Raw genomic sequence first — 16,107 nt, 5'->3', positions numbered from 1 at the left:
CTTATTATGCTTTGACTTCCCGGTCTATTTCCAATATATTATGTTTGTATCCTAACGCAAGCTAACGGAATGGCATTACATAAACTCCGTTCCCAATATATCGTTCAGGCAGGTAGACGAGTAATGAAAAATAAAGTAACGCTACAGGAAATTGCGGAGTTTGCGGGTGTATCCAAATTCGCCGTATCCCGTGCGCTGTCAGGCAAGCCTGGCGTCAGCAAGGAGACGCGGGACATGATATTGAAGGCAGCCGGTCAGCTTGGCTACTTCAAGGATCAGCCGCTGCCGGCGAAGGAGCGGTCACAGCTGCAGGAGGCTGACCATCGGAAATGGAGCGGGGCGGTGCTGGTGCTGTTCCCGAATGTGCGCCATCAGAACCGGGAGTCGCTGTACTGGGGGCCTGTGTTTGACGGCATCTCTGCCCGGTTGAATCAGAAAGGGCTCGATATTGTGACCCTTACGGAGCCCTCCAATGACCATATGTTCTCGCTTCTGAACCCGCAGGGGCTGCTCGGCATCGTCACGGTCGGTTCCGTCACGACGCAGAATCTGCTCGATATCAAGAAGCTGAACATTCCGGTCGTCATGATTGATCACATGGATCCCGCTTTCCAGTCGGATACGGTGTTCACAGATAACCTGTCCGCGATGCGGCATATGATGACCAAGCTGGTCAGCCGGGGCTTCACATCGTTTCAGTATGTCGGCAATATCGGGGATGCCCCGAGCTTCTACGAGCGCTATCTGGGCTATATGTCCGTGCTGGCTGACCATCAACTCGGCATGGGGCAGATTCCGGAGCTGATCAGCCCGGATATCGGCCTTCATTTTCAGGAGACGCTGTCCAAGGCGCTGACTGAGCACGAGCTTCCGGAGCTGTTCGTGTGCAACAATGACATCACCGCGATGTTTGTCATCGACGTGCTGAAGTCAAGGGGGATTGACGTTCCGGGGCAGGTTCAGGTCACCGGATTCGACAATACCTATGATGATCCGGCCATCCTGGCAACGGTCAACGTGGACAAGGAGCTCTTGGGCATGCGGGCTGTCGATCAGTTGCTGTGGCGGATTGTGAATCCAGGCTCCAATTATGAGCGGCTGCTCATCCAGGCCGATGTCCTGGTTCGCGAGCCGTATCCGGCCTTCCGGGAAGATGAATAGTTAGGCACGCAGCTGGAGGCTCCGATGCGATAAGCATCGGGGCCTCTTTATTTGTTATTTTTCTTACGCTACCAGAAGGGGATCATCTGATTTCCTAGAAAACGATACATCTTTACCTAACATAATGAAAACAATGATAATTATTTGTTAGGTTGTTTGTTAGTTTAGTGATAATTTTATGGTTGACGACCGGGATGGCGGGTGCTATATTTTTGGAAAAACAGGATAAAAGGAGATCAATATGACCCTAAACGTTCTGAAGTTACATGCATGGAAACTCAAGGCCAGTGACGAGTCGGAATGGCTTCCCGCCAAGGTGCCTGGCTGTGTTCACACGGATCTTCTGCATAACGGAATAATTCCCGATCCGTTCTATGGCACGAATGAGCATGATCTGCAGTGGATTGACAAAAAGGACTGGGAATACGAGACGTCGTTCCGACTGGAGCCGGAGGTTCAATCCCAGGAGAGAGTCGAGCTTGTATGTGACGGTCTGGATACCTATGCCGAGGTATATGTGAACGGAACGCAGGTGCTGTCTGCCGATAATATGTTCCGCGCTTGGCGTGTCGACGTGAAGCGGTTCCTGAAGTCAGAGGACAATGTGATGCGGATCCGCTTTCGTTCGCCAATCCAGGAGGATCTGCCGAAGCTTGCGGCGCTGGGTTACCCGCTGCCGGCCTCGAATGATCAGTCTGAGCTTGGGGGTCTGGGCGACAAGCGTGTGAGCATTTTTGCGCGCAAAGCGCCTTACCATTATGGCTGGGACTGGGGGCCGCGGTTTGTGACCAGCGGCATCTGGCGGGAAGTGCGTATTGAAGCATGGTCCGAGGTTCGCATCGCCGATCTGTTCATCCGTCAGGATGAGGTATCCCCGGCTTCGGCCAGAGTGACCGCTATGGCAACGGTGGAGGCAACGCAGGCATGGCAGGGCAAACTGAGATTGACGGCCGCCGGTCGGCAGTGGGAGCAGGACGTGGAGCTTGCTGCCGGAACCCATACGGTGGAGCTGGAGATCGCCATTGCCGAGCCGAAGCTGTGGTGGTGCCGGGGGCTGGGAGAGGCCCATCAGTATGATTTTCATGCCGAGCTTGTGAAGGAACAGCAGGTGGCGGCTGAGAAGAAGGTGAGAACCGGCCTGCGCAGCGTCCGTCTGGTGCGGGAGCCGGATGAGCGGGGCACTTCGTTCTACATTGAGCTGAATGGAACGCCGGTGTTCGCCAAGGGAGCGAACCATATCCCGAACGACAGCTTTATTACGGAAGTGACGGCGGAGCGTTACCGGCACGAAATCGCGTCCGCAGCCGAAACCAACATGAATATGCTGCGTGTATGGGGCGGGGGCATTTACGAGGAGGATATTTTTTACGAGCTGTGTAATGAATACGGTATCATGGTGTGGCAAGATTTCATGTTTGCATGCAGCATGTACCCGGGTGACGAAGCGTTTCTCGAAAGCGTAAGGCTGGAGGCAGAAGAGAATATTGTACGCCTTCGCAATCACCCGAGCATCGTGCTCTGGTGCGGCAACAATGAGATTGACTCGGCCTGGGCGCATTATGACGAGCATGCCGGATGGGGCTGGAAGAAGGATTACACGATGGAGCAGCGCGAGAAGATTTGGAGCGATTATGAGGCGGTATTCCACCGGATTCTGCCTGAAGCCGTCTCTGCGTATGCGCCAGGGGCCGAATATTGGCCTTCATCTCCGATGGTATCGCTCAGCGGAGATAAAACGCAGCATGCCAATCCGTCCACCACAAGTGGAGACATTCATTATTGGGGCGTATGGCACAACAAGGAGCCGTTCAGCAATTATAACGTTTATGTCGGTCGCTTCATGAGCGAGTATGGCTTCCAGTCGTTCCCCGAGCCGAAGACGGTGCGGACTTACGCGGAGGAAGGCGATATGGAGCTGGAATCGAAGGTGATGCTGGCGCACCAGAAGAATGGGGCGGGCAATCGCCTGATCAAAACATACATGGAGCAATATTATAACGAGCCGAAGGATTTTGAGTCCTTCCTGCACATGAGTCAGATTCAGCAGGCCGAAGCCATGAAGATGGCCATTGAGGCGCATCGCCGGAACAAGCCGTATTGCATGGGCACGCTGTACTGGCAGATGAACGATTGCTGGCCGGTTGCTTCCTGGGCGGGCATGGACTATCTCGGCAGATGGAAGGCGCTGCAATACGTGGCTAAGCGCAGCTTCCGGGACATCAGCCTGTCCATTGAAGGCAAGGATCAGGAAGTGCTGGTGCATCTCGTCTCGGATGTATCCGAGAAGATCGCAGGCACACTGCACATTCAGCTGCTTGATTATGCGGGGAACGAGCTGAATGCCTTCGAACAGCCGGTTCGTGCGGATGAGCAGGCGGCGCTGGTTGTGTACCGGAAGACGGAGAGCGAGCTGCTTGGCGGTCATGATCCGGCACAGGTGGTGCTGCTTGCACGGCTGCAGACGGAGGACGGAAGTGAAGTGGACAGCAAGACGTATTTCTTCGTGAATGACAAGGCGCTCCGACTCAGCCGTCCGACGATTCGCGTTCGCGAGATCGAGGAGGACAACGGCGGCACGGCATTCGTGCTGGAGAGCGATGTGCTGGCGCGTCATGTGTGGCTGTCGCAGGAAGAGGAGGGGATCTACAGCGACAACTACTTTGATCTCATTCCAGGGATCCCAGTGACGGTTGCCTTCTACCGCCGCAGCGACGAGGATCAGCCTTTCGTGCCGGGAAGCCCGGGTTCAGTGAAGGTGCGGTCGATGGTTGACTGCATTGATCCGGCAGCGGTGGTGACGGCGCAGTAGAGCCGGCCGAAACGACGTGCAGTATTCCCTATCTCGGCTCGAGCTGATGTAGGCGGGCTCTGCGATTGCTTGGGATAAATAAAAAAGTGGCGATGCAAGGAGATGATCCTTGTATCGCCACTTCTCATTATCGGACAGGTGGGCCAAAGGCAGCGCCCCGACCCGCATGGTGCTATCCGTGGGCTTTGCACCATTATCCCGTTTGATCAGGCAGCGTAGAAGCATATTTAGAGCCGACTAACTTTTTCGGCCTCTGTTTTCAGCCTCGAACTGTCCTTATTCAACCCTTCCTTAGCCCCCATCATCCGCCTCCTGATCAAAAGGGATACTCATGCAAAGGCTATAGATAGGGGATAGGGAGGCACAACGAGCAAGAGCGCGAATCCGCTTATCGCTAAAGCTGCGTTATTATTTGCTCGCTTTGTAAGCGTTCAGGAATTCCTGAACCTTCGCCGGATCCGCTACGAGCTCGTTGCCGGTTTTGACGATCGGGCTTACGGTAGAGTAGGCTTTGATCTTGTTGTTGCTGTAATAGGCCAAAATCTCATCCTGATTGATGGAGTAGAGCACCGCTTTTCTCAAATCATCGCTATTAGCAACATCCCGGTTCTTCGTATTGAACAGGAGGTACGATACCGCATTGCTCTCGATCGTTGTCAGCTCCAGCTTGCTGTCGCTTTGAACCACATCATAGCGGGTCTCCGGCACGCCGTAATACAGATGAATCTCGCCGCTGCGAAGCGCAGACAGTGTGCTTTCGGCGTCCTTGATGAAGCGGACGTTGATTTGCTCGATTCTTGGCTCATGCTCGGTGCCGCTCATGTAGCCCGGATTTTTGTAGAAGACGGCTTCGTAATCATTTTTGTAAGACAGAATATACGGGCCGCTGGCATAAAGCGTATTGTTGTAGCCATCCCCTTCGGTTACGGATCTTTGATCCCCGTATGGAATGTCTTTGTTGATATCAAAGTTGTTGATGTCATACGTGTTGATTTTTTCAACCTGCTGCTTGGACACGATGCCTGCCGATTGGTGGGCAAGATAGTTCAGCACTTGCGGGAACGGCTCGGTCGTTGTCAGCTTGATGACCTGGTATTTTCCTTCGCTGCTGTTGGCCTGATTTTTGTCGCTGACCAGAGCAGAGATTTTGGTGGACAATCCTTTTTCCAGCGCATCCTTGATGCTTTCACTGGACCCGGATACTTTCGTATTTTCCAGCTCGCTCAGATCGGTTACCGCTTCTACAGTATTGATATGCTCGTGAAGGGTATACGTACGGTGGTCCGGCACCGAGTCTTTGTCTTTCGCTCTGTTCATCGAGAAGATGACGTCATCGGCACCAACGCGCTCGCCGGAATCCTCGGCTTGTTTGTTGTTGATTCTGGCGAAGTTAATATCATCGCGCAGAATGAAGTAATAATCATAATTTCCCTCGCCTATGGCATGATTGTAGGACAGGGAGCCTTCGGAAGTGATTTTGTCATCATCCGTCAGGTTGATCAGACGCACGTTCATGTTGGTGTTGATGATGTTGATCGAGCCGTCGTTGCCCTTGATCGGGTCGAGCGAGGTCAGCTCGGAGTTGGCTTGGGACAAAATGAGCGGCTCGGTAGCGCGCTTGGATGTATCATTGAAATCGACTTCTTCCCATGGCAGGGAACGGGACTTCGAGAGGCGTACGGAGCTTGGGTCCAGCACCTCTTTGTTGAAAGCCTGGCTCTTCAAAGAAATGTACAGTGGTGCAATGTACGCTTTGTCTGTCACGAGACGCTGCTCAAGCTGACGATATGTCTCAACCGCTTCTTCAGGCGTCTGGGTGGCTGCCTCATCGATCAGACGGTCCACCTCTTCATCCGACATAATGCTGTAGTCGCCGCCGGTCTTGAACAGGGAACGAACCGCATAGTCAGGGTTCCCGGTGACGGTGGTCCAGCTGGACAGGGCGATGTCGAAGTTGCCGGCATCCTGCTGAGCTTTGTAGCTGCCGTAGTCCGGCTGCAGGTTGAGCTTCACGTTGAAGCCGTTCTTGCTGAGCTGGTCGCGGATGATGTTAAGATCGGATTCGTTTGCGCTCATGCCGAGCAGTTCAATATCGACTGCCGTGTTATCGGCCGGTGTTTCCGCTGCAGGGTCTTGCTGGTTTTGTTGCTGTGCATCTTCTTTGGTCGTAACGCTGCAGCCCGCAAGCACGATGACAAGCGTAAGCATGAGCAGCAGCAGGTTGTTCTTTTTCATGATGATGACCTCCTGGGTAATGTTATATAAAATAAGGCTTTTGCAATGCCGGAATCGTATTTTGCAAAATCCTGAGTGAACGGCGTTGAAGTTTAATCCAGTTTCGGATCGAGCGCGTCCCGCAGCCCGTCTCCCAGAAAGTTAAAGGAGAGGACAAGCAAAATGATGGCAAGACCCGGATAAATGGCCAGATAAGAATGAGTTTCCAGATAAGTGCTGCCGATCTTGAGAATATTGCCCCATTCCGGGATATGCGGCTCGACGCCAAGCCCCAGATAACTCAAGCTGCTCGTTGCAATGACGGCTGAACCAATCGTAAGCGTGGATTTCACGATCATCGGGGCCAGCGAATTCGGCACGATATGCTTGAAAATAATCGACAGATTGCTTGAGCCGAATGCCCGTGCCGCATCGACGTATTCATAGGTGGACACGAGCAGCACATTGGCTCGCATCGTCCTTGCATAGGTAGGAATGGCCCCCACGCTGAGGGCAATAATCAGGTTGACGGTATTGGCCCCAAACGCGGCGATGATCGCCACCGCAAGCAGAATTCCCGGGATCGCGTACAGCACGTCGAGCATCCGCATAATGATGTTGTCGGTGTGACGTCCGTAGTATCCGGAAATCGCACCGAGGATGCCCCCGATCACAACCGGGACGAGCGTGGAGGCGAAGCCGACAATCAGGGATATTCTTGCGCCGTACACAATTCTGGAGAACAGATCGCGGCCGAAGTTATCCGTCCCGAGCGGATATTCCAGACTCGGCGGCAGCAGAATTGCGCTGTAGTTGTTATCAATCGCGAAGCTGTACTCGAAGGTGAGCAGGCTGCACACCGACAGGCAGAACAGAAAGACAACAAAGAACAGGCCGAGCATCGCGGTTGAATTGCCTGTCAGCTTCACCCATACGTCTCCCCAGCGCGTGAGCGCGGGGTTGCCATTGCGGCGGATTTTGGCCAGCAGATTAATGCCGAGCACCAGGGCGAACAGATTGCCGGATACCGCTGACAGCGCGAGCGGCAGCGCGATCCACACCAGCTTGGGATGGGCGTAGTGTCCGTCCACGTATTTGGCGACCAGCAGCAGTGATGCGAAATGAAAGACCGTGATGATCAATAACCCGAACATCGCCGGCAGAAAGGTGTTGGACACATATGGCTTGAATAAATTCAAGGCCGATATCGCCATGACACACAGCTGGGTCAGCAGCATGTAGACCGCGATGGTGTACTCGGGCGGCTTCCGCTTCTTGACCAGGTTGCACCCGAATACGGTGGTGAACAGATTGCCGGAAAGAATGCTCAGCAGCTGCACATAGCCCAGCAGTCTGGTAGAGCGCCGGATATCACCCGCTTGAAGCAGGTCCCGCCGGATCAGAATGGCGATGATCAGCTGAATAATGGTGAACACCGCATAAGCTGCAAAGGCGAGGAAGACCCAGGAGCGTACCGTTCCATCCGCATAATGAAAGCTATTTAGCAGAAGGATGACCGTGATCGCCAAAGACAAGACAAATGTGAAGCTCGCCTGGCTGTACTCGGGGGACGATTTCAGCTGGTGATTGGTATGTCGCTTGGAATTAAGCTTATTGATCATGAGTACACCTGCTTTAGTATTGTTTCATCTTGGATCTGATTCTCGGATCAAAGAATGCATATAAAATATCAATGATCACGTTGATCAGCGAGATGGTGATGGCTGTATATACTACGCCGCCCATAATCGCCGGAATATCGGGGATGAATTGCTTGTCCACGATATAGCTGCCGATCCCGCTAATATTGAATACCTTCTCCGTGACGGCTGCACCGCCCAGCATCCCCCCGAACAGTAGACCGATGACGGTAATGATCGGAATCAGGGCATTGCGGACCGCGTGCTTCATCAGAATGGTCTGCTTGCCGAGCCCTTTGGCCTTGGCTGTCAGCATATAATCCTCGTTAATGACCTCCAGCGTGGAGGACCGCGTCATTCTGGCGACCGAAGCGGTAAGGCTTGTCCCCAGCACGATCACCGGCATGATCATCGACAGCCAGTTGGCCGGATTGAAGGTTGCAGGCAGCCAGTTCAGTTTGATCGAGAAGTTCAGAATCAGGATCAGGCCTTGCCAGAAGTTCGGAATCGACAGTCCGATCAAGGCAACAAACATGAACGTATAGTCAAAGAACGAATTCGGTCTCGTGGCGGAAATAATCCCGATCGGCAACGCAATCGCCACCGCTACAATCAACGAGATGAGCGCCAGCGTCAACGTGATCGGAAACTTCCTTGCGATGCTTGCTGTAATATCCTCGTTGCCGGAGAACGATCTTCCGAGATCGAAGAAGGCAATCCCCTTGATGTTGTTCCACAGCTGCACCCAGTAGCTCTGATCGAGCCCGTGGATCCGGTTAAAGGCGGCAATCTGATCGGCTGTTGCCGTCTGGCCCAGAATGTTGGCCGCCGGATTAAAGGGTGACAGGTACAGAATGGTGAAGACGAGAAAGGCTACGCCGAAAATAACGAAAACCGTCATCACAAGCCTTTCGAAAATATATTTCATATAAGGATTGCTATATAGAAATATAAGAATGTACATGAGCAGGCCGGGAATGAATGATGCGGCCAAAAATAACGGGTGCTGCAAAAGCCGTTCGAATGTATCGGCCATGCTCAGACGCTGCTGTCCGCTCAGCTTCAATTCCTTGGCGGCTTGCTCCTTGACGAGCTCTCGCAATTGGACGTCTGCGATGCGCTCGGCCTGGCGCTGAAGCTGCCGCTCATCCGCCGTTCGTTTGAAAAAGGCGGCCTTACGCTTCTCTTGCTCATAGATGTCTGCACGAAGCTTGATCAGAGCCCCGGATTCCACAAGCTGGCTATGAATTCGCTCTTCCGCCTGTGTAGAGGGATCTTTCCTTCGCCAGATCCAATAGATCAGGAACACAACGAGATTTACGGGTGCTCCAAGCAGCAACAACAAGTATTTATAAGAAGGATTCAGAAGAATCTTGCGATACGTATTGCTGATGGTAGAGACAAGCCGGTTCTGCGCTGCCGCTTCTGCCCCCTTCATAATGAACTTCCTCCTCGACATAAATTGCATTATTCCGATTGATATAGTATATTTTATGGGAGCCTATTTTGAAAGTCAATAGATTTGAGTTTAACAATAGTTGATATAAACGTACAGTGGCAGGTGAGAGAATTGGAAACGATATTGCAGGTTAACAACTTGAGCGTCGCTTTTCGTTCGCGTGACTCGGAGTTTCATGCGGTCAAGGATGTCAGCTTTGAGGTTAGAAAAGGGGAGACGCTCGGCATCGTAGGGGAATCCGGCAGCGGCAAGAGTGTCACCGCCCGCTCGATCATGCGCCTTCTGCCATCCCCTCCTTCCTATATGAAAGGCGGCGAGATTCGCTTTCTGGGACAGAATCTGGCTGACAAATCGGAGAAGGAGATGGAGAGCATTCGGGGCCGGGATATCGGCATGATATTTCAAGATCCGATGACCTCGCTCAACCCGACAATCCGAATTGGGGAGCAGATCGCCGAAGGTTTGGTGAAGCACCAGCAGCTGTCCAAGCCGGAGGCGAAGAAGCAGGCGCTGGACATGCTGAAGCTGGTCGGAATTCCGGACAGCGAGACTCGTTACAATCAATATCCGCACGAGTTCTCCGGCGGAATGCGCCAGCGGGTGATGATCGCGATTGCGCTTGCCTGCCGCCCGGCCCTGCTCATCGCAGATGAGCCTACGACGGCGCTGGATGTGACGATCCAGGCCCAAATTCTGAACCTGATGAAAGATATGCAGGAGCGCTTCGGTTCCTCCATCATATTGATCACGCATGATCTCGGTGTTGTGGCTGGCATGTGCGACAGGGTGGTCGTTATGAAGGAAGGCGAAATTGTGGAGACGGGGACGACGGAGGAGATATTCGAGAATCCGCAGCATCCGTACACGATGAAGCTGTTAAACGCGCTTCCGCGCCTGCATGAGAAGAAGAAGCCGAAGCCGGCGCCCCTGATCATCCCAGGCACGGATTACAAGGGGCCGCTGCTGGAGGTGAAGTCGCTGAAGCAGCATTTTGATATGGGCAAGGGCAAGGTTTTAAAGGCGGTTAACGATATTAGCTTCCATATTAAGGCCGGTGAAACGCTCGGGGTTGTCGGTGAGTCCGGCAGCGGCAAATCGACGACAGGCCGGGCGATTCTGCGGCTTCATCAGCCGACCGGCGGCGAGGTGCTGTATCAGGGCATCTCGGTCAACCGCTTGTCCCCCTCCGAGATGAAAGCGATGCGGCGGCATATGCAGATGATCTTTCAGGACCCGTATGCTTCGCTGAATCCTCGGCTGAAGGTGGTTGACATCATCGGTGAGGCGCTGGATGTTCACAAACTGACCGGCAGCAAGCAGGAGCGGAGACGTCGGGTAGAGGAGCTGCTCGATATGGTCGGCCTGGACCCGGCCTATGCGTCCCGGTATCCGCATGAGTTCTCTGGCGGTCAGCGTCAGCGGATCGGTATCGCCCGAGCGCTTGCCGTAGAGCCGAAATTCATCGTCTGCGACGAGCCGCTCTCCGCCTTGGATGTATCGATCCAGTCGCAGATCGTGAAGCTGCTCGAGGAGCTGCAGCAGCGGCTGGGTCTCACCTATCTGTTCATTGCGCATGATCTGTCGATGGTGAAGCACATCAGCGATCGCGTGGCCGTTATGTACATGGGGAAAATTGTCGAGCTTGCGGAAAGCGAAGAGCTGTACTCCAATCCGATGCATGCGTATACGAAATCTTTGCTGGAGGCGATCCCAATCCCGGACCCGAAAGTGGAATCGCGGAGGAAGCGCGTGCTTCTCGAAGAGCGTACGGGAGAAGACAAGTATCAACTGGAGCATTCCGAGCTGGTGGAGGTGTCCAAAGGGCACTGGGTGGCCATGCCTTCCGGTGCATGATGCGCTGCTGCGATGAAGGAATGCCGAGATGATGGGATAGGCCGAGATGATGAGATAGGGATGGATGCCCTGCGATCGTTCATAATAAAGAAGGATTTTACACCTTCATGGCTAATACCTTTACTGTACAAGCGCTTCCATAGCACAGCCGTGCGGAAGGCGCATATTTCGCTGTACAACCAGCAGCAGGGAAACAGAAGGAGGAATTGTGCCAAATGAGCCGATTACAGCAAGGAGATATCGTCCTGTTTCAAGGGGACAGCATTACGGATTGTGGGCGAGACCGGAGCAACCCGTCAGATCTCGGGAACGGCTATCCGTTATTAGTGGACAGCCTGTTCGGGATGAAATTCCCGGAGCTTGGCGTGAAATTTCTGAACCGGGGCATCAGCGGGAATCGGGTTGTGGATCTGAATGAACGCTGGCAGGAGGACTGCCTTGATCTGAAGCCGAACTGGGTGTCGATCTATATTGGCATCAATGATTGCTGGCGCAGGTATGACAGCGGTGATCCGACGAGCACGGAAGATTTCAAGGCCGGCTACCGTCAACTGATCGAGCGGACGAAGGCCGGGCTGGATGCCAATCTGGTTCTCGTCGAGCCATTCGTTCTGCCGCATCCGGAGGATCGCAGAGCCTGGAGAGAGGATCTGGACCCGAAGATTCATGCGGTGCGGGAGCTGGCGGTGGAGTACGGGGCGCTGCTGGTGCCGCTGGACGGATTATTCGCCGCAGCCTCAGCCCGCCGCGAGGCGGCGTTCTGGGCTCCGGACGGTGTTCATCCTTCCCCGGCGGGGCATGGCCTGATCGCCAAAGCGTGGCTGGAGACACTGGGTGTCCGAATCGAGTTGTAAAGGATGGATAATTTAGGCATTCATGTTCCATGTTAGCATTGATGTTAGGCATCCATGATCGCGTAAACGCGTGATCGTGATTGTAATCCGTGTTCGTGATAGAGCTGCTACCTTCGGGGGGTGGCTCTTTTTTTGTTGCAGATTGCAGGGTCAACTGAGGAAGGTAAACTATATCGCTCATATTTTAAATAAATCTAGCAGGAATAGCGGAAATCTATTGACGGCATATTGAAAATCCTATAGGATTACTGGTATTAACACTTTAAATGGCTACAGGGGGAAAGAGGACATGAGAGTCGGTATAACAGCACAAAAACTGACGTTGCTGGCGCTGGCATTGGTGATGGTATTGACCGGATGCGGACAAAGCGGCGGCACGCAGAGCTCGGGCAGCGCAGCGGCAAAGGTAGAGAATCTGCCTGCCGGCATTGCAGAGAAGGATGAAATCAAGCTGATGGTCGTTCGGAAAATCGGCGGCGATGATCATACGGCGCAATTCCTGGCGGGAGCCAAGCAGGAAGGCGAGGCGCTGGGTTTTAAAGTAGATACGTTCTCCGCTGACGGAGATTCCGCGAAATTTCATGATGCAATCGCCCAGGCGATCGACAGCGGGTACGATGGCTTCATTATATCTCACGGGGATGATCCTGCGACCGTAGAGGATATTCGGAAAATTCGGGAGAAAGGCATCCCGGTTGTCACCTTCGACTCCGTACCTGAGGTCGGAGAGGTTGAAGGTGTCACGCAAACATCCCAGGACGATGAGCAGCTGGCTCAGCTGGCGCTGGATCGACTGGTCGAGGAACAGGGGCCGGATGCCAATATCGTCTACTTATGGGTCGACGGATTTCCGCCAATGGTTCGGCGGAACCAGGTATATCAGGAAGTGCTGAGCAACAATCCGGGAATCAAGGAGCTTGAGCGCTTTGGCGTAGCCAGCAACCAGACCTCGGTCGATACGCAGAATGCAGTGTCGGCGCTGCTGACCAAGTATCCGGCAGGGGAGATCGACGCAATCTTCGCAACTTGGGATGCCTTCGCGATCGGTGCGGCCAGAGCGATTACCGAAGCGGGACGCAATGAAATCAAGATCTATGGCATCGACGTGTCGAATGCGGATCTGGAGATCATGCAGAATGCGGACAGCCCTTGGGTGGCCACAGCGGCGGTTGATCCGAAGATGATCGGCGCGATCAATGTCCGCCTCCTGGCGAAGAAGATTGCAGGCGAGGATACGCCGGACACGTATAACCTGCAGCCAACCTTGATTGACCGTGCGACCCTGGAGCAGGCAGGGGAAGAAGTAAATATGGTGAACCTGGCGAATGTAATTCCGGGTTGGGGAGAAAGCACCGATTTTGAAGAGGATTGGATGAAGGCTTTGAAGGAAGCTAACGGTAAATAAGCAGCAAGTCTTTAAGGCGCTCTTGTCTTCGTGTGAAGACAGGGGCGCTCTATCCTATTGGAAGGGATGAGGTTCGCTGAGATGAACTCCACGGAAACGACGACAACTGAAACCGCTGTAGCGACACCAGCCTCTACCCCGCTGCTGCAGATGAAGAACATCTCGATATCTTTTCCGGGTGTCAAAGCGTTATCGAATGTTGATTTTCAGACTGCGGCAGGGACGGCACACGCCTTGATCGGCGCGAACGGTGCAGGGAAATCGACCCTGATGAAAATTCTTGCCGGGGCTTACACCCACTATGAAGGCGAGATATGGATGGAGGGCCGCGAGGTCCACATCCGCTCTCCCAAGGAAGCGAAGGATTACGGGATACAGGTGGTGTACCAGGAAGTGGACACCGCGCTCATTCCGAGCCTGACGGTTGGCGAGAACATTATGCTGGACCGGATGGTCCATGATATGAAGGGCAAATGGCTCGTCCGCTGGAATGAACTGCATAAGGAAGCGCAATCGGTGATGGAGCGGATGAACATCGGCATTCCGAGCCGGAAGGCGGTCAAGGAGCTGACGCTGGCAGAGAAGCAGATGGTGCTTATTGCCCGGGCCGTGTCCAGGCAGTGCCGCATTCTGGTGCTGGACGAGCCGACGGCACCGCTCAGTCACAGTGAAACCGAGCAGCTGTTCATGCTTGTGCGGAAGCTGAAGGAAGAGGGGGTCAGCGTGATTTTCATCTCCCATCGGCTGCCGGAGCTGTACGAAATCTGTGATGAGATTACGATTATGCGGGATGGACAGCATATTATCACCGATCAAATCGTCAATCTTGAGCAGGGGAGTGTCGTTGAGCATATGCTCGGCACCAAGATGGAGCAGCAGTTTCCCAAGACGGAGAAATCTGTCGGGGAGGTGGTGTTTGAAGCTCGCGGCATCGTTGACCCGGGCAAAGTGAATCATGTTGATCTCCAGATCCGCAAGGGGGAAATCGTCGGGCTCGCAGGGCTGGTCGGCGCGGGCAAGACGGAGCTGTGCCGCGCCTTGTTCGGCGCATCGGCAACCGCAACGGGCGACATCCTGCTGAACGGCCGCAAGCTAAGACTCTCTTCCCCGCATGCCGCTGTTCAGCAAGGCATCGCGCTTGTGCCTGAGGAGCGCCGCCGCGAAGGCGTGTTCGTGGAAGAAGCCGTATCCGCGAACCTGACCGCTACGGTGCTGTCCCGGTTCACGGCATGGGGGAGCTGGCTTAGCTCCTCCAAGGAGAAGCAGGCGGCTCAAGAGATGATCGACAGTCTCGGCATCAAAACGCCGAACGAGAAGGCGCGGGTACGCAACTTGTCAGGGGGCAACCAGCAGAAGGTTGCGATTGGCAAATGGCTGCTTGCGGATGCGGATGTGTATATTTTTGACGAGCCGACAAAAGGGGTGGACGTTGGAGCCAAGCGGGATATATTCAAGCTGGTCCACGAGCTGGCGGAGCGCGGTAAATGTGTGCTGTATGCGACAAGCGAGCTGTCCGAAATTATCGGCATTACCGACCGGGTGTATGTCATGTATGACGGCGCCGTCATCCAAGAGCTGGAGACGAGTTCCACCGATGAAGAGGAGATTTTGCTTTACTGCACGGGAGGCGGATTGACATGAATGCAGCAAGACCTGTAAAAGAAAAGCGGACGGCGAGCTTCGCATTTGATTTTCTATACAAGTACGGCACGATCATTACCGTTGTTGTGCTCATTGCGGTTTTTGGCATAATGGCCGACAACTTTCTGAACCCAAGCAATATTATTAACATTCTACGCTCCATCTCGATTGTCACGATCATTGCCGTCGGCTTGACCGTTTCCCTGTCTGTGGGAGGCTTTGACCTGTCGGTCGGTTCGACCGCCTCGCTTGCGAATGCGCTGGTCATCTCGATGTTTGTGTGGCATGGGCAGAATATCGGCATCGGCATCGGGCTGACGCTGCTGTTCTGTCTGGCTGTCGGTCTGGTGAATGCGTTTCTGGTCATTAATTTCAAGATCGACGATATGCTGATGACGCTGGCGACGATGTTTATTTTCCAGGGTGTGGCATTGACCTATACCCGGGGAGCGACCATCTCGCAAAATATGATCATGCCTAACGGCGATTTTGCAACCGGCAAAATCCCGGCGGTGTTCGGAAAGATTGGGCAGGTGCCGTGGATCATCATCATTATGGTGCTGGTTGTGGTCGTGGTGCATCTGTTCCTGACCTATACGAAGCATGGCCGGTATATGTACATGATCGGCGGCAACCGCGAAGCAGCGGCGTTGTCCGGCATTCCGGTCAGCCGCTACCGGCTGGTTGCGTACCTGGTGTCGGCGCTGTTTGCCGCCATTGGCGGGATCATGCTTGGCGCACGTGTCATGACCGCCGAGGTGAACTCCGGCGGCCCTTATCTGATGGATGCGGTGGCGGCGGCCTTCATCGGCTACTCCGTCTTTGGCGCAGGCCGTCCGAATGCGCTTGGCACGTTTGTTGGCGCCGTGCTGATCGGTATTTTGCAGAACGGGCTTATCATGCTGTCGGTACCGTACTATGCGATGGATATCGTTAAGGGATCGGTGCTGGCCCTTGCCCTGGCGCTAACGTATTATAAGAAACGAAGCTGAATGAATCGAATCGCAGCTTGCTGCAATTCTGAAGGAGACAGACCGGGGCTGACCGGCTTGTCTCCTTTTTTTTGATAT

10 protein-coding genes are annotated in these 16,107 nt (G+C 54.0%); 7 read left to right on the top strand and 3 right to left on the bottom strand.

Translation table 11 applies throughout. The features are described 5' to 3' along the window. Positions 1 to 123 precede the first annotated feature (123 nt). Complete coding sequence (locus CHH67_RS12425) at positions 124 to 1,161, top strand: LacI family DNA-binding transcriptional regulator (protein ID WP_095265498.1); 1,038 nt, start codon at positions 124 to 126, stop codon at positions 1,159 to 1,161. Positions 1,162 to 1,402: 241 nt separating this feature from the next. Next, positions 1,403 to 3,970, top strand: a complete 2,568-nt coding sequence (locus CHH67_RS12420; RefSeq protein WP_095265497.1) for a glycoside hydrolase family 2 protein — start codon at positions 1,403 to 1,405, stop codon at positions 3,968 to 3,970. Between the two features lie 408 nt (positions 3,971 to 4,378). On the opposite strand, the gene CHH67_RS12415 is transcribed toward CHH67_RS12420, so the two are convergent. The 3 genes from CHH67_RS12415 to CHH67_RS12405 form a co-directional block, all read right to left on the bottom strand. Next, positions 4,379 to 6,205 carry an ABC transporter substrate-binding protein gene (locus CHH67_RS12415; RefSeq protein WP_095265496.1) on the bottom strand — a complete coding sequence of 609 codons (1,827 nt, stop codon included), beginning with the start codon at positions 6,203 to 6,205 and terminating at the stop codon, positions 4,379 to 4,381. Positions 6,206 to 6,297: 92 nt separating this feature from the next. After that, positions 6,298 to 7,806, bottom strand: a complete 1,509-nt coding sequence (locus CHH67_RS12410; protein WP_095265495.1) for an ABC transporter permease — start codon at positions 7,804 to 7,806, stop codon at positions 6,298 to 6,300. Between the two features lie 13 nt (positions 7,807 to 7,819). After that, a complete protein-coding gene (locus CHH67_RS12405; protein WP_095265494.1) occupies positions 7,820 to 9,262 on the bottom strand; it encodes an ABC transporter permease in 1,443 nt (480 codons plus the stop codon). A gap of 132 nt (positions 9,263 to 9,394) precedes the next feature. Between CHH67_RS12405 and CHH67_RS27055 the strand changes: the two genes are divergently transcribed. From CHH67_RS27055 to CHH67_RS12375, 5 genes are all read left to right on the top strand, one after another. Then, positions 9,395 to 11,137 (top strand): ABC transporter ATP-binding protein, encoded by a 1,743-nt coding sequence (locus tag CHH67_RS27055; protein ID WP_095265493.1) that lies wholly within the window; start codon positions 9,395 to 9,397, stop codon positions 11,135 to 11,137. Between the two features lie 215 nt (positions 11,138 to 11,352). Then, positions 11,353 to 11,991 (top strand): SGNH/GDSL hydrolase family protein, encoded by a 639-nt coding sequence (locus CHH67_RS12390; RefSeq protein ID WP_095265491.1) that lies wholly within the window; start codon positions 11,353 to 11,355, stop codon positions 11,989 to 11,991. 289 nt (positions 11,992 to 12,280) lie between these two features. Continuing rightward, positions 12,281 to 13,396: a sugar ABC transporter substrate-binding protein gene (locus tag CHH67_RS12385; protein ID WP_095265490.1), complete on the top strand. Its 1,116-nt coding sequence runs from the start codon at positions 12,281 to 12,283 to the stop codon at positions 13,394 to 13,396. 150 nt (positions 13,397 to 13,546) lie between these two features. After that, positions 13,547 to 15,037 (top strand): sugar ABC transporter ATP-binding protein, encoded by a 1,491-nt coding sequence (locus CHH67_RS12380; protein WP_095265583.1) that lies wholly within the window; start codon positions 13,547 to 13,549, stop codon positions 15,035 to 15,037. Next, positions 15,034 to 16,029: an ABC transporter permease gene (locus tag CHH67_RS12375; RefSeq protein ID WP_095265489.1), complete on the top strand. Its 996-nt coding sequence runs from the start codon at positions 15,034 to 15,036 to the stop codon at positions 16,027 to 16,029. Before CHH67_RS12380 ends, CHH67_RS12375 begins: the two co-directional genes overlap by 4 nt. Positions 16,030 to 16,107: the final 78 nt, after the last annotated feature.

Origin of the sequence: Paenibacillus campinasensis, from assembly GCF_002272015.1 — a bacterium.
Taxonomy (GTDB): Bacteria; Bacillota; Bacilli; order Paenibacillales; family Paenibacillaceae; genus Paenibacillus_AQ; species Paenibacillus_AQ campinasensis.
The sequence above is the reverse complement of the archived record's forward strand: the minus strand, read 5'-3'. Positions and strand labels throughout refer to the sequence as shown.